Here is a 25,345-nt window from a genome sequence, read left to right on the forward strand (position 1 = left end):
GGGGTACGGAGGCGGGCGTATGGGGGAGGTGAGTCCATGACAGAGGCTCCGCACGGCGCCGCCGAGACGCGTCGCCCCACCGGGACGCTGGAAAGGCACGGGCCCATCGGCGCCCAGCGAGGGCAGGAGCCGGGGCCTTCGCCCGACGGCCAGGGACCGGCGGGGGCCGACGGGCACGAGGCGGCGATGCTCCTGCGTGAGTCGCGGGCGTCGGTCGACCCCGAGCTGCGGTCCGCCGTCGAGTCACTGCCGGACTCGATGCGCCGCATCGCGCTCTACCACTTCGGCTGGCAGCACGCGGACGGCACACCCGCGGCGGGCAACGCGGGCAAGGCGATCCGCCCCGCTCTCGTCCTCACCTCGGCCGCCGCCCTCGGCGGCCCCGGGGCCCGGACGGCGGCGGCGCGGGCCGCGGCGGCGGTGGAACTGATCCACAACTTCACGTTGCTGCACGACGACGTGATGGACCGGGACACCACCCGGCGCCACCGGCCGACCGCGTGGACCGTGTTCGGCGACGCCGACGCGATCCTCGCGGGGGACGCCCTCCAGGCGCTCGGCCTGCGGCTGCTCGCCGCCGACCCGCACCCGGCGTCCGCGGCGGCGGCCGCCCGGCTCGCCGACTGCGTCGTCGAGCTGTGCGAGGGGCAGCACGCGGACACGGCCATGGAGCGGCGCGCCCCGGACGAGGTCACCCTCGACGAGACGCTCGCCATGGCCGAGGCCAAGACGGGCGCCCTGCTGGGGTGCGCCTGCGCCCTCGGGGCGCTGTACGCCGGAGCCGCCGCCGAGGACGTCGAGGCCCTGGACGCCTTCGGGCGCGAGGCGGGCCTCGCCTTCCAGCTGATCGACGACGTCATCGGCATATGGGGGGACCCGCGCCACACCGGCAAGCCGGCCGGCGCGGACCTGGCCGCCCGCAAGAAGTCGCTGCCCGTGGTCGCCGCCCTCAGCTCCGGCACCCAGGCCGCCGCCGAGCTGGCCGCGTTGTACGCGGCGCCGTACGAGGCGGACAAGGAGGACCTGGAGCGCACCGCACTGCTCGTGGAGCGGGCGGGCGGCCGGGACTGGGCGCAGGTCCAGGCGGCCGACCGGATGGGAAGGGCCATGCAGGAACTGGCCCGCGCCGTGCCCGATCCGGAGGCGGCGGGCGGCCTCCTCGCGCTGGCCGAGTTCGTGACCCGGCGCAGCACCTGACGGCCACCCTGGCCGGCCCGGCGGCGGCCAGGGAGCGCCCGGCCGGCCGCGCAAGGCTCCGGAGCCCGTGCAGGACCGTACGGACCTGACCGACGTACGGCCGCACCGCCGAGGGCTCCGGTCCGGCGGGCCCCGCACTTCCCCACGGTGTGCGGGGCCCGCCCCCTTTTCCGGCCTACGGCCCGGGAACACCGCCCACCTCCCGCCGAAGTAGGTGGATAGGCTCAACCGCCTTACACATGACCGAGGTTGAGTCGAAGGGGCGGGCGGGACATGGGTGTGGTGATCCGGACGGCGGGGCAGGGCGACCGGGAGCTGGTCGTCCGGCTGCTGGACGAGGCTTTCCAGGACGACCCGGTGAGCGGCTGGGTCTTCCCCGGCGAGGAGTACCGCCGCCGGACCCACCACCGGCTCATGGCCGCCTTCACCGACGCCGTGCTCGCCGACGGGCGTATCGATCTCACCGAGGACGGCTCGGCCTGCGCGCTGTGGCTGTCCGTGCCGGCGGACGGGCACACCGGCGACGAGCCCGGCGGTGTTTCCCGCCACGGGGCCGCCGACGGGGCCGCCGACGGCCCCGCCCAGGTGCGGGAGGCCGTCGACCCGGAGAACCAGCGCGTCGAGCTGATAGCCCGGCTGACGGAAGGCATCCACCCCTCCGGCCGGGCCCACGAGTACCTGTGGATGATCGGGGTGGCCCCCGGACGGCAGGGCGAGGGCCTGGGCACCGCGCTCATCGAGTCGGTACTCGACCGCTGCGACCGCGAGGGCCTGCCCGCCTACCTCGAAGCGAGCAGTGCCCGCGGCCGGGCTCTGTACGAACGCCTCGGCTTCGAGTTCACCGGCCGGGCCCTGGAACTGCCGGACGGCCCGCGGATGTGGCCGATGTGGCGCGAGCCGCGAAACCCGGCGACCGCCTGATCGCCGCGCGCTGAGACCGAGAGCGGTGCTCCGAGGACCGAGCGCCGAGAACCGAGCGCTGAGGACCGAGCTCCGATGGCCGAAACCGAAAACCTTCTTGAACCACTACGAGCGGAGTACTATAAATGAGGTGGTTCAAACGGAGGAGACCGGTTTGCGCAAGCTCACGTACTTCATCGCCTGTTCGATCGACGGCTTCATCGGCGGCCCGGACGGCGACGCGTCCTTCATGTTCCCGTTCGTCGACGAGGAGTTCTTCGCGTTCCTGGCGTCGGAGTATCCGGAGACGGTGTCCACCCAGGGGCGTCGGCGGCTCGGGATCGACGACCTGCCGAACAAGCGGTTCGACACGGTCGTCCAGGGCAGGGCCAGCTACGACCTGGCCCTGAGGGAGGGCATCACCAGCCCGTACGCCCACCTGCGCGAGTACGTCGCCTCGCGCACGCTCACGGAGTCGCCCGACCCGAACGTCGAGATCATCCCGGCGGACCTGGTCGGCAGGGTCCGCGAACTGAAGGCGGAGGACAGCGCCTTCGACATCTACCTGTGCGGCGGCTCGGTCGTGGCCGGCGAGCTGATCGACGAGATCGACGAGCTGGTCGTCAAGACCTACCCGGTGGTGCTGGGCACGGGCATGCCGATGTTCGGCTCCGGCTTCCAGGTCTCCGAGTTCGTTCCGGAGACGGTGCGGACCTTCGGCAACGGCGTCGTGGTGCGGACGTACGACAGGAAGCGCTGAGCCGTCACTCCTGGCCGCGGGAACGCCGAAGGGGTCCGGCCGCGAGGGCGGCAGGACCCCTTCGGGCTGTTCCTTCGGCCTGCGATGGTGCACCGATCGCCGGCTCCCGGACGCTGACCGGTCGTCAGGCCTTCTTGGTCTCCCAGAAGATCTTGTCGATCTGGGCGATGTAGTCCAGGGCCTTCTGGCCGGTCGCCGGGTCGGTCGAACCCTTGGCGGCCGACAGGGCCTTCAGGGTGTCGTTGACCAGCTGGTGCAGCTCCGGGTACTTCTCGAAGTGCGGGGGCTTGAAGTAGTCGCTCCACAGCACGGAGACGTGGTGCTTCGCGAGCTCGGCTCGCTGCTCCTTGATGACCGTGGCGCGGGCCTGGAAGTGCGGGTCGTCGTTGCCGGCCATCTTTTCCTGGACGGCCTTCACCGACTCCGCCTCGATGCGGGCCTGGGCAGGGTCGTACACGCCGCAGGGCAGGTCGCAGTGGGCGCTGACCGTGACCTTGGGGGCAAACAGGCGGGAAAGCATGCAGCCGTTCCTTCCTCGTGATCGTCTTCTCAGGGGGGACATTACTCCCTGGGAGGCCCGATTTCGCGAGTGCCCCCGTGGGCTTAGGACAAAAGTCCGGGGTGAGACTGAGACTGGTGGAGGAAAGACCGGGGAGGTGCCGGGTCATGCCGGAGCAGCTGTCGCAGGAGACCGAACGCGCGAGAGGGGCCCTGCCCTTCGGGCCGGCCGAGGTGACCGGGCCGTCCATGGTGCCCACGCTGCACCACGGGGACGTGCTCCTGGTGCACTGGGGGGCCAAGGTCAGGCCCGGTGACGTGGTCGTCCTGCGGCATCCCTTCCAGCAGGACCTGCTCGTGGTCAAGCGGGCCGTCGAGCGGCGCGGGGCCGGCTGGTGGGTGCTCGGGGACAACGCGTTCGCCGGCGGGGACAGCACCGACTACGGGGCCGTCCCCCAGGAGTTCGTCCTCGGCAGGGCGCGGCTGCGGTACCGGCCGCCGCGGCGGGGTCAGCGCTCGCCGTTCGCCGTGGTCCGCTGGGCGCTGTCGGCGCTCAGGCCGGTGCTGACCGACCGGTCCGCCTCCAAGCGCTTGCGGGCACGGTAGGCCGCCACGTTGGCACGGGTGGCGCAGCGGTCCGAGCAGTAGCGCCGGGAGCGGTTGGTGGAGGTGTCCAGGTAGGCGTTGCGGCAGGGGGCGGCCTCGCACAGGCCCAGCCGGTCCACGCCGTACTCGGTGAGGTGGAAGGCCAGGCCCATCGCCGCGATGGCGGCGAAACCGGCGGTCGCGTTGGACGGGTGGTCCGCCAGGTGCATGTGCCACAGCGGGCTGCCGTCGTCGTCGCGGTGGTCGTGGCCGGAGATCTGCGGGCTCACCGGGAACTCCAGCAGGAGCGAGTTCAGGAGGTCCACGGCGAGGGTCTCGTCGCCGCCGTCGGCCGCCTCGAAGACCGCGCGCAGCCGCCCCCGGACCGAGCGGAACCGGGTCACGTCCGCGTCCGTGGCACGCCGGGCCGCCGACTGGTTGGCGCCGAAGAGCTCGCGGACGGCCTCGACCGAGGTCAGTGAGTCCTGCCCCCGGCCCGGTTCCTCGGTGTTGACGAGGCGTACGGCGTAATCCGAGTAATAGGCCAGTTCCACTTGTAGTCCTTACGAAGGGGCTCTAGGGTCGTGCCTGCGATCAGGTAACAGCTGATCGTGGTTCCAGGGTATTACGTACGCATCCGACGGAGGGGCTCGATGACGGACTCGGAGACCACCACTACCACCACGCCCGCCGCCGACTGGCACGCCTGGCAGGCCAGCTGGGACCGGCAGCAGGAGTGGTACATGCCGGACCGTGAGGAACGCTTCCGGACCATGCTGGACATGGTCGAGGCCCTGGTCGGCCCCGCACCGCGCGTGCTCGACCTCGCCTGCGGCACCGGGACCATCACGGCCCGGCTGCTCGCCCGGTTCCCGGAGGCCACCAGCACCGGCGTGGACCTCGACCCGGCGCTCCTCGCCATCGCCGAGGGCACCTTCGCGGGCGACGAACGGGTCTCCCTGGTCACCGCCGACCTGAAGGATCCCGACTGGACGGCGAAGCTGCCGTACGACTCCTACGACGCCGTCCTGACCGCCACGGCCCTGCACTGGTTCCACGCCGGACCCCTCGCGGCCCTCTACGGTCGGGTCGCGGAGCTGGTCCGCGACGGTGGTGTCTTCATGAACGCGGACCACATGATCGACGAGACGACGCCCCGGATCAACGCGGCCGAGCGCGCCCAGCGGCACGCGCAGATGGAGGCGGCCAAGCGCGACGGCGCGCTCGACTGGGCCGAATGGTGGCAGCTCGCCGCCAAGGACCCGGTCCTCGCCGGGCCCACGGCCCGCCGCTTCGAGATCTACGGCGAGCACGCCGACGGCGACACGCCCTCGGCGGCGTGGCACGCGCGCGTGCTGCGCGAGAAGGGCTTCGGCGAGGTACGGCCGGTGTGGTGCTCACCGTCGGACACGCTGCTGCTGGCACTGAAGTAACACGCTGCTGCCGGCGCTGACGTAGCGGCGAACGCGGGGAGGGGCGGTGCGTGACACCCGCACCGCCCCTCCCCGCGACCACCCCTGTCAGAGGACCTTGGACAGGAACGCCTTCGTCCGCTCGTGCTGCGGGTCGGTCAGGACGTCGCGCGGGTTGCCCGACTCGACCACCACACCGTCGTCCATGAAGACCAAGCTGTCGCCGACCTCGCGGGCGAAGCCCATCTCGTGGGTGACGACGACCATCGTCATGCCGGACTCGGCGAGGTCGCGCATGACGTCGAGGACGTCGCCGACCAGCTCCGGGTCCAGGGCCGAGGTCGGCTCGTCGAACAGCATCAGCTTCGGGTCCATGGCGAGCGCCCGCGCGATGGCGACGCGCTGCTGCTGGCCGCCGGAGAGCTGCGAGGGGTAGTTGCCGGCCTTGTCGCCCAGGCCCACGCGCTCCAGGAGCTGGCGTGCGCGGTCCCTGGCCTGGGCCCTGCTGACGCCCTTGACCTGTACGGGCGCCTCCATGACGTTCTCGACGGCCGTCATGTGCGGGAACAGGTTGAAGCGCTGGAAGACCATGCCGATGTCCCGGCGCTTGACCGCGACCTCGCTGTCCTTCAGCTCGTAGAGCTTGTCGCCCTTCTGGCGGTATCCGACCAGCTCGCCGTCGACGTAGAGCCGCCCGGCGTTGATCTTCTCCAGGTGGTTGATGCAGCGCAGGAAGGTCGACTTGCCCGAGCCCGAGGGGCCGATGAGGCAGAACACCTCACCCTGCTCCACCTCCAGGTCGATGCCCTTGAGGACCTCGACGGCGCCGAAGGACTTGTGGACGCCTTCGGCCTTGACCATGGCGGTCATGCCGTACCTCCCGACGTGCTGGAGCGGTTCGACAGGGACAGCAGGTTCGCCCTGATCTTCTGCATCGGGGTGGCGGGCAGGCTGCGGCTGGAGCCGCGTGCGTAGTAGCGCTCCAGGTAGTACTGACCGACGCTGAAGACCGAGGTCAGCAGCAGGTACCAGGCCGCCGCCAGGAACAGCATCTCGGCCGGGGCGCCGGAGGTCTGGCCGATGTCCTGGGCGACCCTGAACAACTCGGCGTACTGGACGACCGACACCAGTGAGGTCGTCTTCAGCATGTTGATGACCTCGTTGCCGGTCGGCGGCACGATCACGCGCATCGCCTGCGGCACCACGATCCGGCGCAGCGTCTTGGTGTGGCTCATGCCGAGCGCGTGCGCCGCCTCGGTCTGCCCCTCGTCGACCGCGAGCAGACCGGCGCGGCAGATCTCCGCCATGTACGCGGCCTCGTTGAGGCCGAGGCCGAGCAGTGCCGTCAGGAACGGCGTCATAAAGTCCGACCACTCGTCGCGGTAGAACGGGCCCAGGTTGATGTACTCGAAGACCAGGCCCAGGTTGAACCAGACGACCAGCTGCACCAGGACGGGCGTGCCGCGGAAGAACCAGATGTAGAACCACGCGATGGACGAGGTCACCGGGTTCTTCGACAGCCGCATCACGGCGAGCAGGATGCCGCCGACGACGCCGATCAGCATCGCCAGGACGGTGATCAGGAGCGTCTTGCCCATGCCGGTCAGGACGCGGTCGTCGAAGAAGTAGTCCGGGATCGCACCCCAGTTGATCTTGCCCTGGGAGAACGCGTAGACGACGGCGGCCAGCAGCGCGAGCGCGACGACCGCGGAGACGTACCGCCCGTAGTGCCGGACCGGGATGGCCTTGATGGCCTCCGGTCCGGCCGGCGGGGTGTCGGCCGGGCCGCCCGCCGTCTTGTCGATGTCAACAGTCACGGATGTTGCCTTTCAGTGCCCGCCGCGCGGTCACTTGCCGCCGTTGATGGTGGCCTCCGTGACGGCACCTTCCGCCACGCCCCACTTGTCCATGATCTTCTTGTACTCGCCGTTGGCGATCACCGCGTCCAGCGCCGCCTTCAGGGCGTCCCGCAGCTGCGTGCTGTCCTTGGCGACCGCGATGCCGTACGGCGCGGCCTCGACCTGCTCGCCGACGAGCTCGAAGTCCTTGCCGCCGCCGGAGGTCTTCACCGCGTACGCCGCGACCGGGAAGTCGGAGGAACCGGCGTCGGCGCCGCCCGCGCGCAGGCGGGTCTGGGCCTGCTGGTCGTTGTCGAAGGCCTCCATGGAGATCTTCTTGCCGGCCGGGCACTTCTCGTTCTCGGCCTTGGCGAGGTCCTCGGAGACGGTGCCGCGCTGCAGCACCAGCTTCTTGCCGCACAGGTCGGACCAGGTCTTGATGCCCTGGTCGTCGCCCTTCTTGGTGTAGATCGAGACACCGGCGGTGAAGTAGTCCACGAAGTCGACGCCCTGGCCGACCTTCTTGCCGGTGTCCGAGTCGACGCCCTCCTGGCGGTCCTTGGTGTCGGTCATCGCGGACATGGCGATGTCGTAGCGCTTGGAGCGCAGACCGGTGATCAGGGTGTCGAAGGTGCCGTTCTCGAACTCGAACTTCACGCCGAGCTGCTTGCCCATGGCGTCCGCGAGGTCCGGGTCGATGCCGACCGTCTTGCCGGACTTGTCCTTGAACTCGACCGGGGCGTAGGCGATGTCGGAGCCGACCTTGATGACGCCCTTGTCACGGATGGACTGGGGCAGCTTGTCGGCCAGCGGGGCCCCCGCCGCGGACTGGTTGTCGCCGCTGCCGGAGCCGCTGCTCTCGGTCTGGTCGCCGCATCCGGTGAGCAGCAGGGCGCCTGCGACCGCGATCGCACCGACCGCTGCTAGCCGGGAGTGCGCGGCGGTCGTACGACGGGTGGAGCTTGCGGTCATGGTGGTTCCTCCGGCGGATGAAGGGAGATGCCGATGGGGACGGTGGTGTTCCGGTGGGACGGGACGCCGGCCGGGTGACCGGCAGGCGCCGTGGGTCGACGAGAGCACACGCCTTCGAGTGCCGCGACCTCGTGTGATTACGGCATCTTGCCATTCGGACTCGGCCATTCAGGGGGGACGTCATGTCAAAATCGGATAACGGGTCACCCCCCGAACCGCACCAGGTCGGTACATCACGACCGAACCTTTACGGGAATCTGCCCTTCCGGCCGAAAGATCTTCGGTGTTCCTCGATATACGGGCACGGTTCAGCGGTGCGTGCAGCTGCTGAAAGCTTGTTCTCCGCGCCTGTCAAGGGGCGACGAGAAGTTGTCCGGATCCCTGGGTATGAGCCATGTCACCGGCATGCGGCGACCGAGGTCCGACATGTGAGCTTGCCCTTATCGGACTCGTCGCGGTGGGTGTCCGTCGGGTAAGAAGGTTCTTTACACCCCTCATCAGGGGCTCAGGGCGCGTGTGCGGCGCGCCCGTCGCGCAGGGCCCACGTGGTCCCAACGGCCATCCTCCTGCGCGGTGCCCGCCCATTCCTCACCAGGAGTGGACAAACCCTCAAACCATGAACTTTTAAGGGGTAAGACAAAGTGGCAGCGGAGATCGTCAATCCTCGCAGCGACAGCGACGCCAGTACGGAGCAGGAGGCGGGCGCGGAGCCCCTCGACTCCTTCGACCCCGCGTTCGCGCTGCACCGCGGCGGCAAGATGGCCGTGCAGGCCACCGTGCCGGTCCGTGACAAGGACGACCTGTCCCTGGCGTACACGCCCGGCGTCGCGAAAGTGTGCAGCGCGATCGCCGAGCAGCCCGACCTCGTGCACGACTACACCTGGAAGTCATCGGTCGTGGCGGTCGTGACGGACGGTACGGCCGTTCTGGGACTCGGTGACATCGGGCCCGAAGCCTCTCTTCCGGTGATGGAGGGGAAGGCGATCCTGTTCAAGCAGTTCGGCGGTGTGGACGCGGTCCCGATCGCGCTCGACTGCACGGACGCCGACGACATCGTCGAGACGGTGGTGCGGCTCGCGCCCTCCTTCGGCGGCGTGAACCTGGAGGACATCTCGGCGCCGCGGTGCTTCGAGATCGAGCGCAAGCTCCAGGAGCGCCTGGACATCCCGATCTTCCACGACGACCAGCACGGCACGGCGGTCGTGACGCTGGCGGCCCTGCGGAACGCCGCGCGGCTGAGCGGGCGGACGCTGGGTGAGCTGCGGGCGGTGATCTCGGGCGCGGGCGCGGCCGGCGTCGCCATCGCCAAGATGCTGGTGGAGGCCGGCATCGGGGACGTCGCGGTCGCCGACCGCAAGGGCGTCGTCTCGGCCGACCGGGACGACCTGACCCCGGTCAAGCGGGAGTTGGCCTCCTTCACCAACAAGGCGGGGCTGTCCGGCTCGCTGGAGGCGGCCCTGTCCGGCGCCGACGTCTTCATCGGCGTCTCCGGCGGTACGGTGCCGGAGCCGGCGGTCGCCTCGATGGCGAAGGGCGCGTTCGTCTTCGCCATGGCCAACCCGAACCCCGAGGTGCACCCGGAGGTCGCCCACAAGTACGCGGCGGTCGTCGCGACGGGGCGCTCGGACTTCCCGAACCAGATCAACAACGTGCTGGCGTTCCCGGGCATCTTCGCGGGCGCGCTGCAGGTGCGGGCGTCCCGGATCACCGAGGGCATGAAGCTCGCGGCGGCGGAGGCGCTGGCCTCCGTGGTGGGGGACGACCTCGCCGCGGACTACGTCATCCCGTCCCCGTTCGACGAGCGCGTCGCGCCGGCCGTTACGGCGGCGGTGGCGGCGGCGGCTCGGGCGGAGGGGGTCGCGCGCCGGTGACGGTGTGATCGTGCCGGTGACGGTGTGATGCTGCGTGTGGTGTACGGCCTCGTCCCTGGTGGACGGGGCCGTACGCTTGATCGGTGGGGTGGCGCGGGGGTTGGGCGGGGGTCGGTGCGCGGCCCGGCGGTGAGGGGGTGCCTCCCCCACTCTCGCCTTCGCTCGGGCGGGAGGTGCCCCCACCGCCCATCCGTGCCGCCCCTGGGGGTGCCTCCCGGGCCGTTCAGGCACGGGGGAGGCGCGACTGCCCGCAGCTGGGTGGGTGGTGCAAGAGGGCGTGTGTCACAGGGCGTCGTGGTTCCGGTCGGCGGGTCGGGAACCTATCGTCAAGGTCATGTTCGCTGTCTACGCCGCCCGAATCGACCGCGACCAGCCGCTGACCGGCCTGGAGTTGGGAGAGCGTCCGGCTCCCCAGGCCCGTCCCGGCTGGAGTGTCGTCGATGTCAGGGCCGCCTCCCTCAACCACCACGACCTGTGGTCCCTGCGCGGCGTCGGTCTCCCGGAGGACCGGCTGCCGATGATCCTCGGCTGCGACGCCGCCGGTGTCGACGAGGACGGCAACGAGGTCGTCCTGCATTCCGTGATCGGTCAGTCCGGCCACGGGGTCGGCCCCAAGGAGCCCCGTTCCATCCTCACCGAGCGCTACCCGGGGACGTTCGCCGAGCAGGTCGCCGTGCCGACCTGGAACATCCTGCCCAAGCCGAAGGAACTGTCCTTCGAGGAGGCGGCCTGTCTGCCGACCGCCTGGCTGACGGCGTACCGGATGCTGTTCACCAACGCCGGGGTGCGTCCGGGGGACTCGGTGCTGGTGCAGGGCGCCGGCGGCGGGGTCGCCACGGCAGCGATCGTGCTGGGCAAGGCGGCGGGACTGCGGGTCTTCGCCACCAGCCGGGACGAGGCCAAGCGGAAGCGCGCCCTGGAGCTGGGCGCCGTGGAGGCCGTCGAGCCGGGCGCGCGGCTGCCGCAGCGGGTCGACGCCGTCATCGAGACCGTGGGCGCCGCGACCTGGTCCCACTCGGTGAAGTCGCTGCGGCCGGGCGGCACGCTCGTCATCTCCGGCGCCACCAGCGGCGACCGGCCCTCGCACGCGGAGCTGACCCGGGTCTTCTTCCTGGAGCTCAAGATCGTCGGATCCACGATGGGTACCAAGGACGAGCTGGAGGACCTGCTGTCCTTCTGCGCGGCGGCCGGTGTGCGTCCCGTCATCGACGAGGTGCTTCCGATGGACCGGGCCCGCGAGGGCTTCGAGCGGATGGCCTCCGGAGGACTGTTCGGCAAGATCGTGCTCGCCGGTTCCTGACGCGTCCCCGCGTGCCTCCGACACCCCGGAGTGTGTCAACTGTGGTTGACGCACTCCGGGGTGTCAACCTATGTTGACTTCATGAGCGAAGCAACCGATCTCGCCGCGCGTGCCGGTGATCGCGACCCTCGGGTCGGGCTGCGGGCCGTCGCCGCGCTGCGGATGCTGCTGGAGCAGCTGGAGGCGGTGCAGGTGCGCAGCGCGCGCAATCAGGGGTGGTCGTGGCAGGAGATCGCCACGGAACTCGGAGTCAGCAGGCAGGCCGTGCACAAGAAGTACGGGAGGCATTGATGTTCGAGCGATTCACGAAGGACGCCCGGGCCGTGGTGCAGGGGGCGGTCGAGCACGCCGAAGGGGCGCGGGCGCAGACCGTCGACGCCGAGCACCTGCTCCTCGCCCTGCTGGACCGTGAGGGCAGCCGCGCCTCCTTCGCGCTGTCGGCGCTCGGGGTCGGGGAACGCGAGGACGCGGTACGGCGGGCACTGGCGGAGGCGCGACGCCGTGCCGGGCTGACGCGGGCCGAGACCGACGCCCTCGCCGGGCTGGGGATCGACGTCTCCGAGATCGTCGCCCGGGTGGAGGAGGCTCACGGCGTCGGCGCTATGTCCGGGGAACGGACCGGCAAGCGTTGGTGGTCCGGGCAGCACCGCAGCTTCGGCAAGGGCGCCAAGGAGGTGCTGGAGCTGGCCCTGCGGGCCGCCGTCGCCCGGCGCGACCGGAGTATCGGGGACGAGCACATCCTGCTCGCCCTCACCGTCCGTCCCGGTGTGCCCGCCGAGGTGCTCGCCGACCACGGGGTGACCCACGAGTCGCTGACCAGGGTGCTGGGCGGCGGTGCGGGGGAGGCCTGCGCCTGACCTGCGCGGCCTCGCCCCCCGGCCGGGCGTTTGCGGTGCTGGGCCGGGGGAGCCGCGCGCGAGGGCTCAGGCCTTCGGGGTGCGCAGTATCGCCCCGATGTGCGCCGCCGCGGTCGACAGCTGGAGGCGGGCGTCGCGGAGCTGGTCGGCGGTGACGCCGTGGTCCCGGGCCGCGTCGCGGATGTCGTCCCGGAAGCGGTCGAGCAGCCGGTCCAGGTCTCGCGCCGGGTCGCCGGTGGCCTCCGCGGCGTCCTCGTGGGCCCAGGCCGGTGCGTAACCGGCCGGGAAGTCCTCGGGGGTGGCGGAGTACTCGGGCCGGTGGGCGGACTTCTCGGCGTCGGTGCGGCCGAAGCCCCAGTCCTTGCCGAACTCCTTTCCGAAGTCCTTCCCGAAGTCGCCGACCTCCTTGGCCAGTTCGCTCAGGCCCTCGCGCAGACCTGTCGGCCAGTCGCCCCGCGCGAAGTGGTCCTGCACCTGTTCCTGGACCCGCTGGGCGATGCGCTGCACCTCCTCCTGCGCCTGCACCCGGGCCCGCTCCTGGGCCTCCTTGGCCTGGCGCCGGGCCCGCTGGGCCTCCTCGCGGGCGCGGCGGCTCTCGTCCTTGGCGCGGCGGGCCTGCTCCTTCCACTCCTGCTTGACGCGCCGCATCTCCTCCTTGGCGGCGCGCCAGGCCTCCTTGTCGTCGGCGTCAGCGGTGCCGGTGGCGGAGCCGCTGCCCTCGTCGTGCGCTCCCGCGCCGGTGCCCCGATGGGCCGCGCTGGCCGCGGCCCGCATCTCCCGGCGCAGATCGCCCGCGGCACCGCGCACGTCGGCCCGGATCTCGGCGGCGAGTTCGGCGACCGACTCCCGGATCTCCAGCTCCAGATCGGCCAGTTCACCACTGCGGTCGGACAGCTCGGCGCGGCCGGCGTCCGTGATGGCGTACACCTTGCGGCCGCCTTCGGTGGTGTGGGTGACCAGGCCCTCGGCCTCCAGCTTGGCCAGGCGCGGGTACACCGTGCCCGCCGACGGCGCGTACAGGCCCTGGAAACGCTCTTCGAGGAGCCGGATCACCTCGTAGCCGTGGCGCGGGGCCTCGTCCAGGAGCTTGAGGAGGTAGAGACGGAGGCGGCCGTGGGCGAAGACGGGGGACATGTCAGAGCACCTTCTTGTCGGTCGTGCCGTCGGCCGGGGCGCCGGCGGCGCCGTGGTCCCGGCCGGAAGCGGAATTGTCCCCCGAGTCGTCCTGAGCGTCGCCCGCCGGGCCGGTGCTCCGCGGTTCCCGCTCCCACGGTGTGTCCTGCGCCGCCGGACGGCGCAGCAGGGCGATCGAGCCGGAGACCGTCGTGGCCTTCAGGCGGCCGTTGCCCGCGCCGAGCCGGCCGGTGATCCGCTTGGCGCCCCACTGGCCGCCCACCCGGAGGTCCTCGAAGGCGCTGGAGACGGTGCCGCTGGCCGTGTTCGCCTCCACCTCCGCGTCGGCCGGCTGGGGCAGCCGGATGGCGATCTCACCCGAGACGCTGGTCAGGCTGATGTCGGTGGGCCCGCCGGCGGAGTCCAGGTCGACGATCATCGAACCGCTCACCGAGTCGGCCCGGACGGACGAGCCCGCCTCGACCACCGTCAGGTCGCCGGAGACGGAGTTGAAGCGCAGGTCTCCGGTGAGGGCCTGCGCCTCCACGTTCCCGGAGACGGTGTCGGCGCGGACCGGGCCCGCGAGGCTCACCAGTGTGGTGTCGCCGGAGACGCCCCTCACCTCGGCGCGCCCGTCGAGCCCGGAGACCACGGCCGCGGCGCTGACCACGCCCACCTCCAGGCGGGTGCCCGTCGGCACGGCCAGGGAGACCACCGCGCTGCGGCGCCAGCCCTTGCGGTCGAGCCACTTGAGGAAGCCCTTCCAGGGCAGGTCCTCGTAGGCCACCGTGAGCACGCCGTCCTGGTGGGTCACGACCAGGGGCGGCCCCTCGATCTCCGAGACCTCCAGGCGGGCGGAACCCTCGTCCGTGCCCACGACGTTCACTGTTCCATTGACGATGCGTACGTGGAGCTCGCTCACGGACTCGTCGAAGGTGAGTTTCCTGGGCTCCGCGACGGACCACTCGGACATGGTGAGACCTCCTCGACCGAACGCGCCATATCGCGTCCTCCGTGATTCACGATATATCGCGGGCGCGGAAAGTCAAGACACCCGTTCTGGTGACCAGTGATCGGCCGAAGGGGCTGAATTGCCCTAGCTTGAGAGCATGTCGACGGAAGAGTCCGTGTCCGATCCCGCTGCCGGTGCGCTGCTGCTGTGCCGCGCGGAGCCGGACTCCGTCGCCGCCGTCGCCCCGCTGCTGGGCGAACGCATGCCGCTGGTCCGCGCCGGCGAGGAGTGGAGCGTGCTCGTTCCGGAGGGCAGGCCCTGGCGGCACGGCGACGAACCGGTCGACCGCGTACTCACGGGCTGGGCCGGGGCCCTCGCCGTCGGCGCCCCGTGGCCCGTACTCGCCCTGTGGTGGGACGCCGACCGGGCCGGTTACACCCTCGCGTCCGGATTCCGCCGCCCTGTCGGCTACGTGTGGCTCGCGGGCGGCACCCCGGCCGGCGAGGACGAGGCGATGCGGACCTTCGCGGCCCGCCTGGGTCTGGACCCGGTCCTGGACGTCCAGTCGCTGGACCGGCTGACGAAGCCGGACCCGGGGGCCGACGCCCGTACCAGGCTGCGCGGACTGCTCGCGGTTCTCACGCGTGCGGGGGTCGCGCTCCCCGCCGGACTCGACCCCGGCGAACCCGCCGACCGCCTTGGCGCGGCCGCCCGCGCCCTGCCCGACGCCCGGCGGACCGAGGCCGCCGGACGCCACCCCACCGCCGACGAGAGCCGACTCGCCCCCTGGATGCCCTGGGTGGGCGGCCCCGGCGCCCGCGCCCTGGCCGCGGCCCAGATGGCGGCCGGCCTGTCGCTCACCGCCTGGGGCCTGCGACACCGTGCCGGCGGCTGGACCACCGCGGGGGCGCTGCTGGTCGCGCACGGCGCGCTGGGGGTGACGTACGGGCTGGCACGGCGGCGGCCGTGACAGCGCGGGAGCCGAAGCGGCGCGCCCTCTCCGAAGCGGCACGCCCTCTCCGAAGCGGCGCGCCCCCTTCGCAGTGGCGCGCCCTCTCCGAAGCGGCGCGCCCCCTTCGCAGTGGCGCGCCCCCTCCGCGGGGGCGTGCCACTCCGTAAGGGCCGTGGCGGTGCGCTCCTGGGGGCCGCGCCAGTCCGTGCGGGCCGTGGTGGTGCGCCCCCGAGGGCCGTGCGCCACTCCGTACGAGCCGCGGTGGCGCGCCCCCGCGCCCCCCGTGGCCGTGACAGCCCCGGAGCCGAGGTGGCGCGCCCCCGGTGGAACTACTCGTCCTCGTCGTCCTCGTCGTCCAGCCGCGCCAGCCACGTCGCCAGCCGCTCCACCGGTACCTCGAAGTCCGGGTTCAGGTCGACGAAGGTCCGCAGCTGCTCGGCGAGCCACTCGAAGGTGACCTCCTCCTCGCCGCGCCGCTTCTCCAGTTCCTCGATGCCGCGGTCGGTGAAGTACAACGTGCTCTCCGTCGGATGGTCGGTCGGGCCGGGTGGGCCGGACAGGGTCGGATGCTGCGGAAACCGCTGGTCCCAGGATAGGCAGGCCCAGCACGCCGAGGGCCCGCCCCCCGGTCTCCCGGGGGGCGGGCCCTCAGACGTCGGGCCGTCAGGCCGTTCGGAGGCTCAGGCCTCGAACACCTCACGCACCAGCTGCTCCTGCTCGGCCTGGTGCCGCTTGGCGGAACCGACGGCCGGGGACGAGCCGTGCGGACGCGAGATGCGACGCAGGCGCTCGCCGTGCGGGACGTCGGCGCCGACCGCCAGGTCCAGGTGGTCGATCAGGTTGAGCGCGATGAACGGCCAGGCACCCTGGTTCGCCGGCTCCTCCTGGGTCCACAGGTACTTCTCGGCGTTCGGGTACTTGGCGATCTCCGCCTGGAGCTCGGCACCCGGCAGCGGGTACAGGCGCTCGATGCGGATGATGGCCGTGTCCGTGATGCCGCGCTTCTTCCGCTCGGCGTCCAGGTCGTAGTAGACCTTGCCGGCGCAGAAGACGACCTTCCTGACCGCGGCCGCGTCGACCGAGTCGTCGCCGATGACCGGGCGGAACTGGCCCGTCGTGAACTCCTCCGCCTTCGACGCCGCGGCCTTGAGGCGCAGCATCGACTTCGGGGTGAAGACGACCAGCGGCTTGTGGTGCGGGTTGTGCACCTGCCACCGCAGGAGGTGGAAGTAGTTCGACGGCAGGGTCGGCATCGCGACCGTCATGTTGTTCTGCGCGCAGAGCTGCAGGAAGCGCTCCGGGCGGGCCGAGGAGTGGTCCGGGCCCTGGCCCTCGTAGCCGTGCGGGAGCAGGAGCGTCACGCCGCTCGTCTGGTTCCACTTCTGCTCGGCCGACGAGATGAACTCGTCCACGACCGTCTGGGCGCCGTTGACGAAGTCGCCGAACTGCGCCTCCCACATCACCAGCGCGTCGGGGCGGGCCAGCGAGTAGCCGTACTCGAAGCCCATCACCGCGTACTCGGAGAGCAGGGAGTTGTAGACGTTGTACCGGGCCTGGTCCTCGGACAGGTACAGCAGCGGCGTGAACTCGTCGCCGGTCTCGCGGTTGATGAGCACCGCGTGCCGCTGGCCGAAGGTGCCGCGCTGCGAGTCCTGGCCGGACAGCCGGACCGGGACGCCCTCCAGGAGCAGCGAGCCGACGGCGAGGGTCTCGCCCATGCCCCAGTCGATCGTGCCGTCCTCGACCATCGCCGCCCGGCGCTGCAGCTGCGGCAGCAGCCGCGGGTGCACGGTGACGTGGTCGGGGATGTTGACCTGGGACTCGGCGATCCGCTTGACGGTCTCGGCGGTGACCGCGGTGTTCACGGCGACCGGGAACTCGGCCTGCGGGTCCGAGGGCTCCGCGGCGGACGGCTGCGAAGCGGCCTCGCGGACCTCGGTGAAGACCTTCTCCAGCTGGCCCTGGTAGTCCTGCAGCGCCTGCTCGGCCTCTTCCAGGGTGATGTCGCCGCGACCGATGAGGGACTCGGTGTACAGCTTGCGCACCGAGCGCTTCTTGTCGATCAGGTCGTACATCAGCGGCTGGGTGAAGGCCGGGTTGTCGGTCTCGTTGTGACCGCGGCGGCGGTAGCAGATGAGGTCGATCACCACGTCCTTGTTGAACGCCTGGCGGAACTCGAAGGCCAGCCGCGCCACGCGGACGCAGGCCTCCGGGTCGTCGCCGTTCACGTGGAAGATCGGGGCCTCGATCATGCGGGCCACGTCCGTCGCGTACATGGAGGAACGCGACGACTCCGGGGCGGCGGTGAAGCCGACCTGGTTGTTGATGACGACGTGGACCGTGCCGCCGGTGCGGTAACCGCGCAGCTGCGACATGTTCAGGGTCTCGGCCACCACGCCCTGGCCCGCGAAGGCCGCGTCGCCGTGGATCGCCACCGGCAGGACGGTGAAGTCCGTGCCGCCCTTGTTGATGATGTCCTGCTTGGCGCGGGCGACGCCCTCGACGATCGGGTCGACCGCCTCCAGGTGGGAGGGGTTCGCCACCAGCGAGACCTTGATCTGCTCGCCGTCCAGGCCGGTGAAGGTGCCCTCGGCGCCCAGGTGGTACTTCACGTCACCGGAGCCGTGCATCGACTTCGGGTCGAGGTTGCCCTCGAACTCGCGGAAGATCTGCGCGTACGACTTGCCGACGACGTTGGCCAGCACGTTCAGCCGGCCGCGGTGGGCCATGCCGATGACGACCTCGTCCAGGCGGGACTCGGCCGCCGAGTCGATGACCGCGTCCAGCAGCGGGATGACGGACTCGCCGCCCTCCAGGGAGAAGCGCTTCTGGCCGACGTACTTGGTCTGGAGGAACGTCTCGAACGCCTCGGCGGCGTTCAGGCGGCGCAGGATGCGCAGCTGCTCCTCGCGCTCCGGCTTGGTGTGCGAGCGCTCGATGCGGTCCTGGATCCACTTGCGCTGCTTCGGGTCCTGGATGTGCATGAACTCGACGCCGGTGGTGCGGCAGTACGAGTCGCGCAGCACGCCGAGGATGTCGCGCAGCTTCATCAGGGACTTGCCGGCGAAGCCGCCGACCGCGAACTCGCGCTCCAGGTCCCACAGGGTGAGCCCGTGCTCGGTGATGTCCAGGTCGGGGTGCTTGCGCTGCTGGTACTCCAGCGGGTCGGTGTCGGCCATGACGTGGCCACGGACCCGGTAGGAGTGGATCAGCTCGAAGACACGGGCGGCCTTGGTGACGTCGTCGTCGTGCGAGGCGTCGATGTCCTTGAGCCAGCGGACCGGCTCGTAGGGGATGCGCAGCGCCTCGAAGATCTCGTCGTAGAAGCCGTTCTCGCCGAGGAGCAGGTTGGCGACCTGGCGCAGGAACTCGCCGGAGGCGGCGCCCTGGATGACCCGGTGGTCGTAGGTCGACGTGAGCGTCATGACCTTCGAGATGCCGAGCTTGTTCAGGGTGTCCTGGCTGGTGCCCTGGAACTCCGCCGGGTAGTCCATCGAGCCGACGCCCATGATGACGGCCTGGCCGGGCATCAGGCGCGGCACCGAGTGGACGGTGCCGAGGCCGCCCGGGTTGGTCAGGGAGACCGTGACGCCGGAGAAGTCGTCCATCGTCAGCTTGCCGTCGCGGGCGCGGCGGACGATGTCCTCGTAGGCCTGCCAGAACTCGAAGAAGTTCAGCGTCTCGGCCTTCTTGATCGCCGCGACGACCAGCTGGCGGTCGCCGTTGGGCTTGACCAGGTCGATGGCGAGGCCGAGGTTGACGTGGGCCGGCTTGATGAGCGTCGGCTTGCCGTCCTTCTCGCCGAACGCGTAGTTCATCGTCGGCATGGCCTTGATGGCCTGCACCATCGCGTAGCCGATCAGGTGCGTGAAGGAGATCTTCCCGCCCCGGGCGCGCTTGAGGTGGTTGTTGATGACGATGCGGTTGTCGAACAGCAGCTTCACCGGGACCGCGCGCACGGACGTGGCCGTGGGCAGCTCCAGCGAGGCGTTCATGTTCTTCGCGACCGCGGCGGCCGGGCCGCGCAGCGTCACCATCTCGGGGCCCGCGGGCCCCTCCGTGGCGGTGGCGTCCTTGGCGGGCGCGGCGGCCTTCGCCTGCGGCTTGGCGGCGGGCTTGGCCGGGGCCGGCTCGGCGGCCGGAGCCGCCGGGGCGGCAGCGGCGGGCTGCGCGGCCGGCCTCGCGGGTGCGGCGGCCGGCTGGGAAGCCGGCTGGGCCGGGGCGGGAGCCTGCTGCTGCGCCCGCGGCGCGGGGGCGGCCTGGGGCGCGCTTCCGGAGTCCGTGCTCGCGGCACCGGAGGCGGACTGGGCCGCGGCCGCTCCTGGCTTGTAGTCGGCGAAGAAGTCCCACCAGGCTCGGTCAACGGAATTCGGATCCTGGAGGTACTGCTGATAGATCTCGTCGACGAGCCATTCATTGGCACCGAACGCGGCCGCGGGGTTCTTGCCCGCGTTGCCCGCTTGGTCGGTGTCGGTCGAGATGCTCGAGTTACTGGGGGACTGTGGCGACACGGCGAGAACCGCCCTCTTCCGCTTCTTCACAAGATGGTGGACAGCGGGAATCAAGGCTACGCCTCCTGGACCCGGAAGGTCAGACCGGGCCCGTTCATCGTCGCGTAAGTCACATCGCGGACCGCGTTTCGGCGCTGGAAATGGCGGGAAACAAGCGAGGTTCTGCTGTGCGTGGGAAGGGGAGACCGGGACCCGGCGCGGAGAAAACGCGGGCCTGTGCCTGATCACACGTGTCCGCCAGCGCGGACGCAGTGGATCTTGACGCTCCGCTTCGAACCCTACGTCAACTCGACGCCGACGGCAGGCCCGGAAGGGTGATCAGGATTCGGCAGCCCCGCTCGGATTCGGCCACGCCGATCCGGCCGCCGTGCAGATCCACCGCCCAGCGTGCGATCGCCAGGCCGAGCCCGGTGCCGCCGTCGCTGCCCGGACCGTGCGGCCGGGACACCGAACCCCGGTTGAACCGCTCGAACACCCGGCGCCACTCCGAACGCGGAATGCCGGGGCCCTCGTCGAGAACCTCCAGCTCCAGCGACTCCGGCAGCTCCCCGCGCCGCGCCCTGACCGTCACCCGGCCGTGCGGCGGGCTGTGCTTGACCGCGTTGTCGATGAGGTTGGCGACGACCTGGTGGATGCGCTCGGGGTCGGCGTGCGCGGTCAGCTCCGGCGGGAAGACGTCGAGGGCCAGATGCACGTCGGTGCGGGTGTGGTTGCCGGAGCCGGACGCGAGGCCCGCGCGCGCCGAAGCGACCATGTTGGCCTCCTTCAGTACGCCGGACAGGTACGGCCACACCTCGAAGCGCCGCTTGCGCAGCGGTATGACGCCGTTGTCCAGGCGGGAGAGGTCCAGCAGCGTCTCCACCAGCCGGCCGAGCCGCTCGGTCTGCCCGAGCGCCGTGCGCATGGTCTCCGGGTCGGCCTCGGTGACGCCGTCGACGATGTTCTCCAGCACCGCGCGCAGGCCCGCGATCGGGGTGCGCAGCTCGTGCGAGACGTTCGCCACCAGCTCCTTGCGCTGGAGGTCCTGGGCCTCCAGGTCGTCGGCCATGCGGTTGATGGTGACGGCCAGGTCGCCCAGCTCGTCGCGGCGGTTCTCGCGCACCCGGCGCGTGTAGTCGCCGTGCGAGATGGACCGGGCCACCGCGTTCATCTCGTCCAGCGGCGCGGTCAGCGAGTGCGCCACGAACTGCGTGATCAGCAGCGTGGCGATCATCGAGAAGACCGTGATGAAGCGCAGCTCCGTCTTGGTGTGCACCGCTATCACCGAGAGACCGGTGGTGATCAGCACCGACGTGACGACCAGCGCGCCCAGCTTGGTCTTGATCGAGAACGGGCGTACGCCGCCCCAGGGTTCCCCGGTGCTCCGGGGGCCGGGGCTCCTCCGTGCGGCCTCCCGTCCTCGGCTCATGGCGCAGGTGTCTCCAGCGCGTAGCCCACGCCGTGCACCGTGCGGATGCGCTCGGCCCCGATCTTGCGGCGGAGCGCCTTGATGTGGCTGTCCACGGTCCGGGTGCCGGAGGCGTCCGCCCAGTCCCACACCTCGGCCAGCAGCTGCTCACGGGAGAGCACCGCGCGCGGGGTGTTCGCCAGGCAGACCAGCAGGTCGAACTCGGTGGGGGTGAGGTGCACGTCCTCGCTGCGCACCCGCACCCGGCGCTGCGCGTGGTCGATCTCCAGTTCGCCGAGGCGGAGGATGCCGCTGCGCGGCGTGGAGGCGGCCACCACGGCCCGCTCCACCCGGCGCAGCAGCACGTGCACGCGCGCCGCCAGCTCGCGCATGGAGAACGGCTTGGTCATGTAGTCGTCGGCGCCCACGCCGAGCCCGACCAGCATGTCCGTCTCGTCGTCGCGCGCGGTGAGCATCATCACCGGCACCGGGCGCTGGGCCTGGACGCGCCGGCAGACCTCAAGACCGTCGAAGCCCGGCAGCATGATGTCGAGGATCAGCAGGTCGGGCTGCCAGGCCTCGGCGGTGTCGACCGCGGACGGACCGTCACCCGCCGTCTGCACCAGGAACCCCTCGGCGCGCAGGCGGGTCGCGATGGCGTCCACGATCGTCTGGTCGTCCTCGACCACCAGCACCCGTCGCTGTGCGCCCGGAGTAGCCGTCGCCGTGCCGTTGTGGGAGGTCTGTGTCTGCTCCATCGCCCGCCCCTGAAGTGTGCTTTCCGGAATCCGTGGGGTGATCCCATGGCTGCGCTTGACGCTTGAATGATCCGCGTCAGAGCAGCAGCGTACGGGGAGTCGCCGCGCCTTTGCTATCCAGGCCCGACGCCGAGGTGGACGACGTCCGGAACGCCCCGGGCAACGGGGATCTCTTCGGTACGCACCTGCTGGAACCCGGCATTACGCAAGGTTTCTTCGAATTCCGGAGAGGGCTGCGCAGACCATACGGCAAGCACCCCGCCGGGCCTCAACAACCGTGCGCAGCCCGCCAGTCCGGCCGGCGCGTACAGCCCGTCGTTGCCCTCGGTGACGGTCCAGCCGGGGCCGTTGTCGATGTCGAGGCAGAGCGCGTCGTACGTGTCGGATGTCTCATTGACGTATTCCAGGAGATCCGCTTCCACGATCCTCGTGCGCGGATCGGCCAGCGCTCCGCCGGACAGCGCGGCCAGCGGTCCGTCCCGGTGCCAGTCGATGACGGCGCGCTCGCGCTCGACGACCGCGATCCGGCCCCAGCGAGGGTCGGCGGCCGCGTGTGCGAGCGAGAAGCCGACGCCGAGGCCGCCGATGAGCAGGTGGGGCGCGCTCCGTCCGCCGGAGGCGGTGAGCGCTTCGGCCGCCGCGTCGACCAGCCGCCGCTCCGAACGCCCGTCGGAGGTGTCCATCAGGAAGCAGCCGTTCGCGATGATCTGCAGCAGTGCCCCGTGCCGGCGCAGGACGACCTCGCCGTGCGGGCCCTCGCGACGGTCCAGTACTTCGGGGATGTCGTAGGAGTCGTGGGATGTGGTGGGCATCGGCCCATCCTGGCAGGGAATGCCGGAGCGTCCGGCCGTGCTCCCGCATGGGGGCCGCAGCGCCTCCGCCGTCGCCGCCGCCCTCGCCTCCGCTCTTGATCGCTCAGAGCGAACACCCCCCGGGGAACAATCGAGGGCTCCCTTACATTGAGTCGATGTAACTCAACTTGACTGCCGAAGGGGAGATCATGGCTGCTGAGTCCGAAGCCTTCACACCGCTCACCCTGCCCGTGCTGCCGCTCGATGACGAAGTGGTCCTGCCCGGCATGGTCGTCCCCCTGGACCTGAGCGACGCCGAGGTGCGGGCCGCGGTGGAGGCCGCCCAGGCCGCTGCCAGGTCCGAGCCCGGCAAGCCCCGGGTCCTGCTCGTCCCGCGCGTCGACGGCACCTACGCCGGGACCGGCGTCCTCGGCACGGTCGAGCAGGTCGGCCGCCTCGCCGACGGAGACCCGGGCGCCCTGATCCGCGGCCGGCACCGGGTGAGCATCGGCGCCGGCACCACCGGCCCCGGCGCCGCGCTGTGGGTCGAGGGCTCCCGCGTCGACGAGACCGTGCCCGAGCCGCTGCCCGGCCAGGTCGCCGAGCTGGTGAAGGAGTACAAGGCGCTGGCCACCGCCTGGCTGCGCAAGCGCGGCGCCTGGCAGGTCGTCGACCGCGTCCAGGCCATCGACGACGTCTCCGCGCTCGCCGACAACTCCGGCTACTCCCCCTTCCTCACCACCGAGCAGAAGGTCGAGCTGCTGGAGACCGCCGACCCGGTCGCCCGCCTCAGGCTGGCCGCCCAGCAGCTGCGGGACCACCTCGCCGAGCAGGACGTCGCCGAGACCATCGCCAAGGACGTCCAGGAGGGCGTCGACAAGCAGCAGCGGGAGTTCCTGCTGCGCCGTCAGCTCGAAGCCGTGCGCAAGGAGCTGCGCGAGCTGAACGGCGAACAGGAGGGCGAGGAGTCCGACGACTACCGCGCCCGCGTCGAGGCCGCCGACCTGCCCGAGAAGGTCCGCGAGGCCGCCCTCAAGGAGGTCGACAAGCTGGAGCGGTCCTCCGACCAGTCGCCCGAGGGCTCCTGGATCCGCACCTGGCTCGACACGGTTCTGGAGATGCCGTGGAGCGAGCGCACCGAGGACGCCTACGACATCCAGGGCGCCCAGGCCGTGCTCGACGCCGAGCACGCGGGCCTGGAGGACGTGAAGGAGCGCATCACCGAGTACCTCGCCGTGCGCAAGCGGCGCGGCGACCGGGGTCTCGGCGTCGTGGGCGGCCGGCGCGGCGGTGCCGTACTGGCCCTGGTGGGCCCGCCCGGCGTCGGCAAGACCTCGCTCGGCGAGTCCGTCGCCCACGCGATGGGCCGGAAGTTCGTCCGCGTCGCCCTCGGCGGCGTCCGCGACGAGGCCGAGATCCGCGGCCACCGGCGTACGTACGTCGGCGCGCTGCCCGGCCGGATCGTGCGGGCGATCAAGGAGGCCGGGTCCATGAACCCGGTCGTGCTCCTCGACGAGATCGACAAGGTGGGCTCCGACTTCCGGGGCGACCCGGCCGCCGCACTGCTCGAAGTCCTCGACCCGGCGCAGAACCACACCTTCCGGGACCACTACCTGGAGGTCGAGCTGGACCTGTCCGACGTCGTGTTCCTCGCCACGGCCAACGTCCTGGAAGCCATCCCGGAGGCCCTGCTCGACCGCATGGAGCTGGTCCGCCTCGACGGCTACACCGAGGACGAGAAGATCGTCATCGCCCGTGACCACCTGCTCCCGCGCCAGCTGGAGCGCGCCGGGCTCGGCGAGGACGAGGTCACGGTCGACGAGGGCGCGCTGCGCAAGCTGGCCGGCGAGTACACCCGCGAGGCGGGCGTGCGCACCCTGGAGCGGTCGATCGCCCGGCTGCTGCGCAAGGTGGCGGCCCAGCACGAACTGGGCGAGCGGGAGCTGCCCTTCACCGTCACCGAGGGCGAGCTGCGCGCCCTGATCGGCCGGCCGCACCACGTGCCCGAGTCGGCCCAGGACCCGGCCGAGCGCCGCACCTCGGTGCCCGGCGTGGCCACGGGCCTCGCGGTCACCGGCGCCGGCGGTGACGTGCTGTACGTCGAGGCGTCGCTGGCCGACCCGGAGACGGGCGCGGCGGGACTGACCCTGACCGGTCAGCTGGGCGACGTGATGAAGGAGTCGGCGCAGATCGCGCTGAGCTTCCTGCGCAGTCGCGGTGCCGAGCTGGAGCTGCCGGTGGCCGACCTGAAGGACCGGGGCGTGCACATCCACTTCCCGGCGGGCGCGGTCCCCAAGGACGGTCCGAGCGCCGGCATCACGATGACCACGGCGCTGGCCTCCCTGCTCTCCGGGCGGCTGGTCCGCACCGACGTGGCGATGACCGGCGAGGTCTCGCTGACCGGCCGCGTGCTGCCGATCGGCGGGGTCAAGCAGAAGCTGCTCGCGGCGCACCGGGCGGGCGTCACCACGGTGATCATCCCCAAGCGCAACGAGCCCGACCTGGACGACGTCCCGGCGGAGGTGCTGGACAAGCTCGACGTCCACGCCGTCACCGACGTCCGCCAGGTCCTGGAACTGGCGCTCGCACCGGCGACGAACGGTGCGGAGTCGGAGGTTCCGGTCGCGGCGTGACGGACGAAGGCCGGACGAGGCGAAGGCCCGGGTCCCGTGAGGGAGGCCCGGGCCTTCG

General features: G+C 71.3%; 23 protein-coding genes. 11 read left to right on the forward strand and 12 right to left on the reverse strand.

The genetic code is table 11. The features are described 5' to 3' along the window. Nucleotides 1-36 precede the first annotated feature (36 nt). The 3 genes from ACIQ6R_RS03775 to ACIQ6R_RS03785 all read left to right on the forward strand — a co-directional run bounded on the left by ACIQ6R_RS03775 (nucleotide 37) and on the right by ACIQ6R_RS03785 (nucleotide 2,857). A complete protein-coding gene (locus tag ACIQ6R_RS03775) occupies nucleotides 37-1,197 on the forward strand; it encodes a family 2 encapsulin nanocompartment cargo protein polyprenyl transferase (protein WP_404218485.1) in 1,161 nt (386 codons plus the stop codon). Between the two features lie 273 nt (nucleotides 1,198-1,470). Then, the gene (locus tag ACIQ6R_RS03780; protein WP_404218488.1) at nucleotides 1,471-2,118 is read left to right on the forward strand and encodes a GNAT family N-acetyltransferase; all 648 of its coding nucleotides are present in this window, start codon (nucleotides 1,471-1,473) and stop codon (nucleotides 2,116-2,118) included. Nucleotides 2,119-2,272: 154 nt separating this feature from the next. Continuing rightward, nucleotides 2,273-2,857: a dihydrofolate reductase family protein gene (locus ACIQ6R_RS03785; protein WP_404218490.1), complete on the forward strand. Its 585-nt coding sequence runs from the start codon at nucleotides 2,273-2,275 to the stop codon at nucleotides 2,855-2,857. A 124-nt stretch (nucleotides 2,858-2,981) separates the two neighbouring features. Here the strand turns inward: ACIQ6R_RS03785 and sodN are convergent, their stop codons facing one another. Next, entirely contained in the window at nucleotides 2,982-3,377 is a 396-nt protein-coding gene (sodN, locus tag ACIQ6R_RS03790) for a superoxide dismutase, Ni (protein WP_064729779.1), read from the reverse strand. A gap of 146 nt (nucleotides 3,378-3,523) precedes the next feature. Between sodN and sodX the strand changes: the two genes are divergently transcribed. Next, nucleotides 3,524-3,961: a nickel-type superoxide dismutase maturation protease gene (gene sodX, locus ACIQ6R_RS03795; RefSeq protein ID WP_404170257.1), complete on the forward strand. Its 438-nt coding sequence runs from the start codon at nucleotides 3,524-3,526 to the stop codon at nucleotides 3,959-3,961. Here the strand turns inward: sodX and ACIQ6R_RS03800 are convergent. Further along, the gene (locus tag ACIQ6R_RS03800) at nucleotides 3,865-4,494 is read right to left on the reverse strand and encodes a CGNR zinc finger domain-containing protein (protein WP_404218492.1); all 630 of its coding nucleotides are present in this window, start codon (nucleotides 4,492-4,494) and stop codon (nucleotides 3,865-3,867) included. The genes sodX and ACIQ6R_RS03800 overlap by 97 nt on opposite strands. Before the next feature lie 99 nt (nucleotides 4,495-4,593). On the opposite strand from ACIQ6R_RS03800, the gene ACIQ6R_RS03805 reads away from it, so the two are divergent. Further along, nucleotides 4,594-5,373 carry a class I SAM-dependent methyltransferase gene (locus tag ACIQ6R_RS03805; protein WP_404218494.1) on the forward strand — a complete coding sequence of 260 codons (780 nt, stop codon included), beginning with the start codon at nucleotides 4,594-4,596 and terminating at the stop codon, nucleotides 5,371-5,373. A gap of 87 nt (nucleotides 5,374-5,460) precedes the next feature. Here the strand turns inward: ACIQ6R_RS03805 and ACIQ6R_RS03810 are convergent, their stop codons facing one another. The 3 genes from ACIQ6R_RS03810 to ACIQ6R_RS03820 are packed head-to-tail and all read right to left on the reverse strand — an operon-like array spanning nucleotide 5,461 to nucleotide 8,330. Then, nucleotides 5,461-6,222 carry an amino acid ABC transporter ATP-binding protein gene (locus ACIQ6R_RS03810; RefSeq protein WP_404170266.1) on the reverse strand — a complete coding sequence of 254 codons (762 nt, stop codon included), beginning with the start codon at nucleotides 6,220-6,222 and terminating at the stop codon, nucleotides 5,461-5,463. Further along, entirely contained in the window at nucleotides 6,219-7,169 is a 951-nt protein-coding gene (locus ACIQ6R_RS03815) for an amino acid ABC transporter permease (protein ID WP_404170268.1), read from the reverse strand. Before ACIQ6R_RS03815 ends, ACIQ6R_RS03810 begins: the two co-directional genes overlap by 4 nt. Nucleotides 7,170-7,199: 30 nt before the next feature. Continuing rightward, nucleotides 7,200-8,330: an ABC transporter substrate-binding protein gene (locus ACIQ6R_RS03820; RefSeq protein ID WP_404218496.1), complete on the reverse strand. Its 1,131-nt coding sequence runs from the start codon at nucleotides 8,328-8,330 to the stop codon at nucleotides 7,200-7,202. A 473-nt stretch (nucleotides 8,331-8,803) separates the two neighbouring features. Here ACIQ6R_RS03820 and ACIQ6R_RS03825 point away from each other — a divergent pair, with 473 nt between their 5' ends. The 4 genes from ACIQ6R_RS03825 to ACIQ6R_RS03840 all read left to right on the forward strand — a co-directional run bounded on the left by ACIQ6R_RS03825 (nucleotide 8,804) and on the right by ACIQ6R_RS03840 (nucleotide 12,190). Further along, the gene (locus ACIQ6R_RS03825) at nucleotides 8,804-10,033 is read left to right on the forward strand and encodes an NADP-dependent malic enzyme (protein WP_404170274.1); all 1,230 of its coding nucleotides are present in this window, start codon (nucleotides 8,804-8,806) and stop codon (nucleotides 10,031-10,033) included. A 334-nt stretch (nucleotides 10,034-10,367) separates the two neighbouring features. After that, nucleotides 10,368-11,333 (forward strand): zinc-binding dehydrogenase, encoded by a 966-nt coding sequence (locus ACIQ6R_RS03830; RefSeq protein WP_404218498.1) that lies wholly within the window; start codon nucleotides 10,368-10,370, stop codon nucleotides 11,331-11,333. A gap of 81 nt (nucleotides 11,334-11,414) precedes the next feature. Beyond that, complete coding sequence (locus ACIQ6R_RS03835; protein WP_121749540.1) at nucleotides 11,415-11,624, forward strand: helix-turn-helix domain-containing protein; 210 nt, start codon at nucleotides 11,415-11,417, stop codon at nucleotides 11,622-11,624. Beyond that, nucleotides 11,624-12,190, forward strand: coding sequence for a Clp protease N-terminal domain-containing protein (locus ACIQ6R_RS03840; RefSeq protein WP_404218500.1), 567 nt, complete (start codon nucleotides 11,624-11,626; stop codon nucleotides 12,188-12,190). Before ACIQ6R_RS03835 ends, ACIQ6R_RS03840 begins: the two co-directional genes overlap by 1 nt. Before the next feature lie 66 nt (nucleotides 12,191-12,256). Here ACIQ6R_RS03840 and ACIQ6R_RS03845 read toward each other — a convergent pair whose 3' ends face one another. Both ACIQ6R_RS03845 and ACIQ6R_RS03850 read right to left on the reverse strand, forming a co-directional pair. After that, a complete protein-coding gene (locus ACIQ6R_RS03845; RefSeq protein ID WP_404218502.1) occupies nucleotides 12,257-13,324 on the reverse strand; it encodes a helix-turn-helix transcriptional regulator in 1,068 nt (355 codons plus the stop codon). 1 nt (nucleotide 13,325) lies between these two features. Continuing rightward, a complete protein-coding gene (locus ACIQ6R_RS03850; RefSeq protein WP_404218504.1) occupies nucleotides 13,326-14,276 on the reverse strand; it encodes a DUF4097 family beta strand repeat-containing protein in 951 nt (316 codons plus the stop codon). Nucleotides 14,277-14,412: 136 nt separating this feature from the next. On the opposite strand from ACIQ6R_RS03850, the gene ACIQ6R_RS03855 reads away from it, so the two are divergent. Next, nucleotides 14,413-15,225, forward strand: coding sequence for a hypothetical protein (locus tag ACIQ6R_RS03855; RefSeq protein WP_404170290.1), 813 nt, complete (start codon nucleotides 14,413-14,415; stop codon nucleotides 15,223-15,225). A gap of 311 nt (nucleotides 15,226-15,536) precedes the next feature. On the opposite strand, the gene ACIQ6R_RS03860 is transcribed toward ACIQ6R_RS03855, so the two are convergent. From ACIQ6R_RS03860 to ACIQ6R_RS03880, 5 genes are all read right to left on the reverse strand, one after another. Then, nucleotides 15,537-15,722, reverse strand: coding sequence for a DUF6104 family protein (locus tag ACIQ6R_RS03860; protein WP_010061466.1), 186 nt, complete (start codon nucleotides 15,720-15,722; stop codon nucleotides 15,537-15,539). Between the two features lie 165 nt (nucleotides 15,723-15,887). Continuing rightward, nucleotides 15,888-19,718, reverse strand: coding sequence for a multifunctional oxoglutarate decarboxylase/oxoglutarate dehydrogenase thiamine pyrophosphate-binding subunit/dihydrolipoyllysine-residue succinyltransferase subunit (locus ACIQ6R_RS03865; RefSeq protein ID WP_404218506.1), 3,831 nt, complete (start codon nucleotides 19,716-19,718; stop codon nucleotides 15,888-15,890). A 283-nt stretch (nucleotides 19,719-20,001) separates the two neighbouring features. Beyond that, nucleotides 20,002-21,126 carry a sensor histidine kinase gene (locus tag ACIQ6R_RS03870; protein WP_404170296.1) on the reverse strand — a complete coding sequence of 375 codons (1,125 nt, stop codon included), beginning with the start codon at nucleotides 21,124-21,126 and terminating at the stop codon, nucleotides 20,002-20,004. Then, nucleotides 21,123-21,863, reverse strand: a complete 741-nt coding sequence (locus tag ACIQ6R_RS03875) for a response regulator transcription factor (protein ID WP_404170299.1) — start codon at nucleotides 21,861-21,863, stop codon at nucleotides 21,123-21,125. Before ACIQ6R_RS03875 ends, ACIQ6R_RS03870 begins: the two co-directional genes overlap by 4 nt. A 113-nt stretch (nucleotides 21,864-21,976) precedes the next feature. Then, nucleotides 21,977-22,675, reverse strand: a complete 699-nt coding sequence (locus ACIQ6R_RS03880) for a spermidine synthase (RefSeq protein ID WP_404218508.1) — start codon at nucleotides 22,673-22,675, stop codon at nucleotides 21,977-21,979. A gap of 188 nt (nucleotides 22,676-22,863) precedes the next feature. Between ACIQ6R_RS03880 and lon the strand changes: the two genes are divergently transcribed. Next, nucleotides 22,864-25,287: an endopeptidase La gene (gene lon, locus ACIQ6R_RS03885; RefSeq protein WP_404170305.1), complete on the forward strand. Its 2,424-nt coding sequence runs from the start codon at nucleotides 22,864-22,866 to the stop codon at nucleotides 25,285-25,287. The last annotated feature ends 58 nt before the right edge of the window (nucleotides 25,288-25,345 follow it).

It is taken from the genome of Streptomyces sp. NPDC096048 (genome assembly GCF_044763415.1).
Taxonomy (GTDB): domain Bacteria; phylum Actinomycetota; class Actinomycetes; order Streptomycetales; family Streptomycetaceae; genus Streptomyces.

Excerpts from the sequence above, each read along its gene's own strand:
- ACIQ6R_RS03775 (WP_404218485.1), top strand. The coding sequence starts at position 37 with ATGACAGAGGCTCCGCACGGCGCCGCCGAGACGCGTCGCCCCACCGGG.
- ACIQ6R_RS03780 (WP_404218488.1), top strand. The coding sequence starts at position 1,471 with ATGGGTGTGGTGATCCGGACGGCGGGGCAGGGCGACCGGGAGCTGGTC.
- sodN (WP_064729779.1), bottom strand. The coding sequence starts at position 3,377 with ATGCTTTCCCGCCTGTTTGCCCCCAAGGTCACGGTCAGCGCCCACTGC.
- sodX (WP_404170257.1), top strand. The coding sequence starts at position 3,524 with ATGCCGGAGCAGCTGTCGCAGGAGACCGAACGCGCGAGAGGGGCCCTG.
- ACIQ6R_RS03805 (WP_404218494.1), top strand. The coding sequence starts at position 4,594 with ATGACGGACTCGGAGACCACCACTACCACCACGCCCGCCGCCGACTGG.
- ACIQ6R_RS03810 (WP_404170266.1), bottom strand. The coding sequence starts at position 6,222 with ATGACCGCCATGGTCAAGGCCGAAGGCGTCCACAAGTCCTTCGGCGCC.
- ACIQ6R_RS03820 (WP_404218496.1), bottom strand. The coding sequence starts at position 8,330 with ATGGCCGAGTCCGAATGGCAAGATGCCGTAATCACACGAGGTCGCGGC.
- ACIQ6R_RS03830 (WP_404218498.1), top strand. The coding sequence starts at position 10,368 with ATGTTCGCTGTCTACGCCGCCCGAATCGACCGCGACCAGCCGCTGACC.
- ACIQ6R_RS03835 (WP_121749540.1), top strand. The coding sequence starts at position 11,415 with ATGAGCGAAGCAACCGATCTCGCCGCGCGTGCCGGTGATCGCGACCCT.
- ACIQ6R_RS03840 (WP_404218500.1), top strand. The coding sequence starts at position 11,624 with ATGTTCGAGCGATTCACGAAGGACGCCCGGGCCGTGGTGCAGGGGGCG.
- ACIQ6R_RS03845 (WP_404218502.1), bottom strand. The coding sequence starts at position 13,324 with ATGTCCCCCGTCTTCGCCCACGGCCGCCTCCGTCTCTACCTCCTCAAG.
- ACIQ6R_RS03850 (WP_404218504.1), bottom strand. The coding sequence starts at position 14,276 with ATGTCCGAGTGGTCCGTCGCGGAGCCCAGGAAACTCACCTTCGACGAG.
- ACIQ6R_RS03855 (WP_404170290.1), top strand. The coding sequence starts at position 14,413 with ATGTCGACGGAAGAGTCCGTGTCCGATCCCGCTGCCGGTGCGCTGCTG.
- ACIQ6R_RS03870 (WP_404170296.1), bottom strand. The coding sequence starts at position 21,126 with ATGAGCCGAGGACGGGAGGCCGCACGGAGGAGCCCCGGCCCCCGGAGC.
- ACIQ6R_RS03875 (WP_404170299.1), bottom strand. The coding sequence starts at position 21,863 with ATGGAGCAGACACAGACCTCCCACAACGGCACGGCGACGGCTACTCCG.
- ACIQ6R_RS03880 (WP_404218508.1), bottom strand. The coding sequence starts at position 22,675 with ATGCCCACCACATCCCACGACTCCTACGACATCCCCGAAGTACTGGAC.
- lon (WP_404170305.1), top strand. The coding sequence starts at position 22,864 with ATGGCTGCTGAGTCCGAAGCCTTCACACCGCTCACCCTGCCCGTGCTG.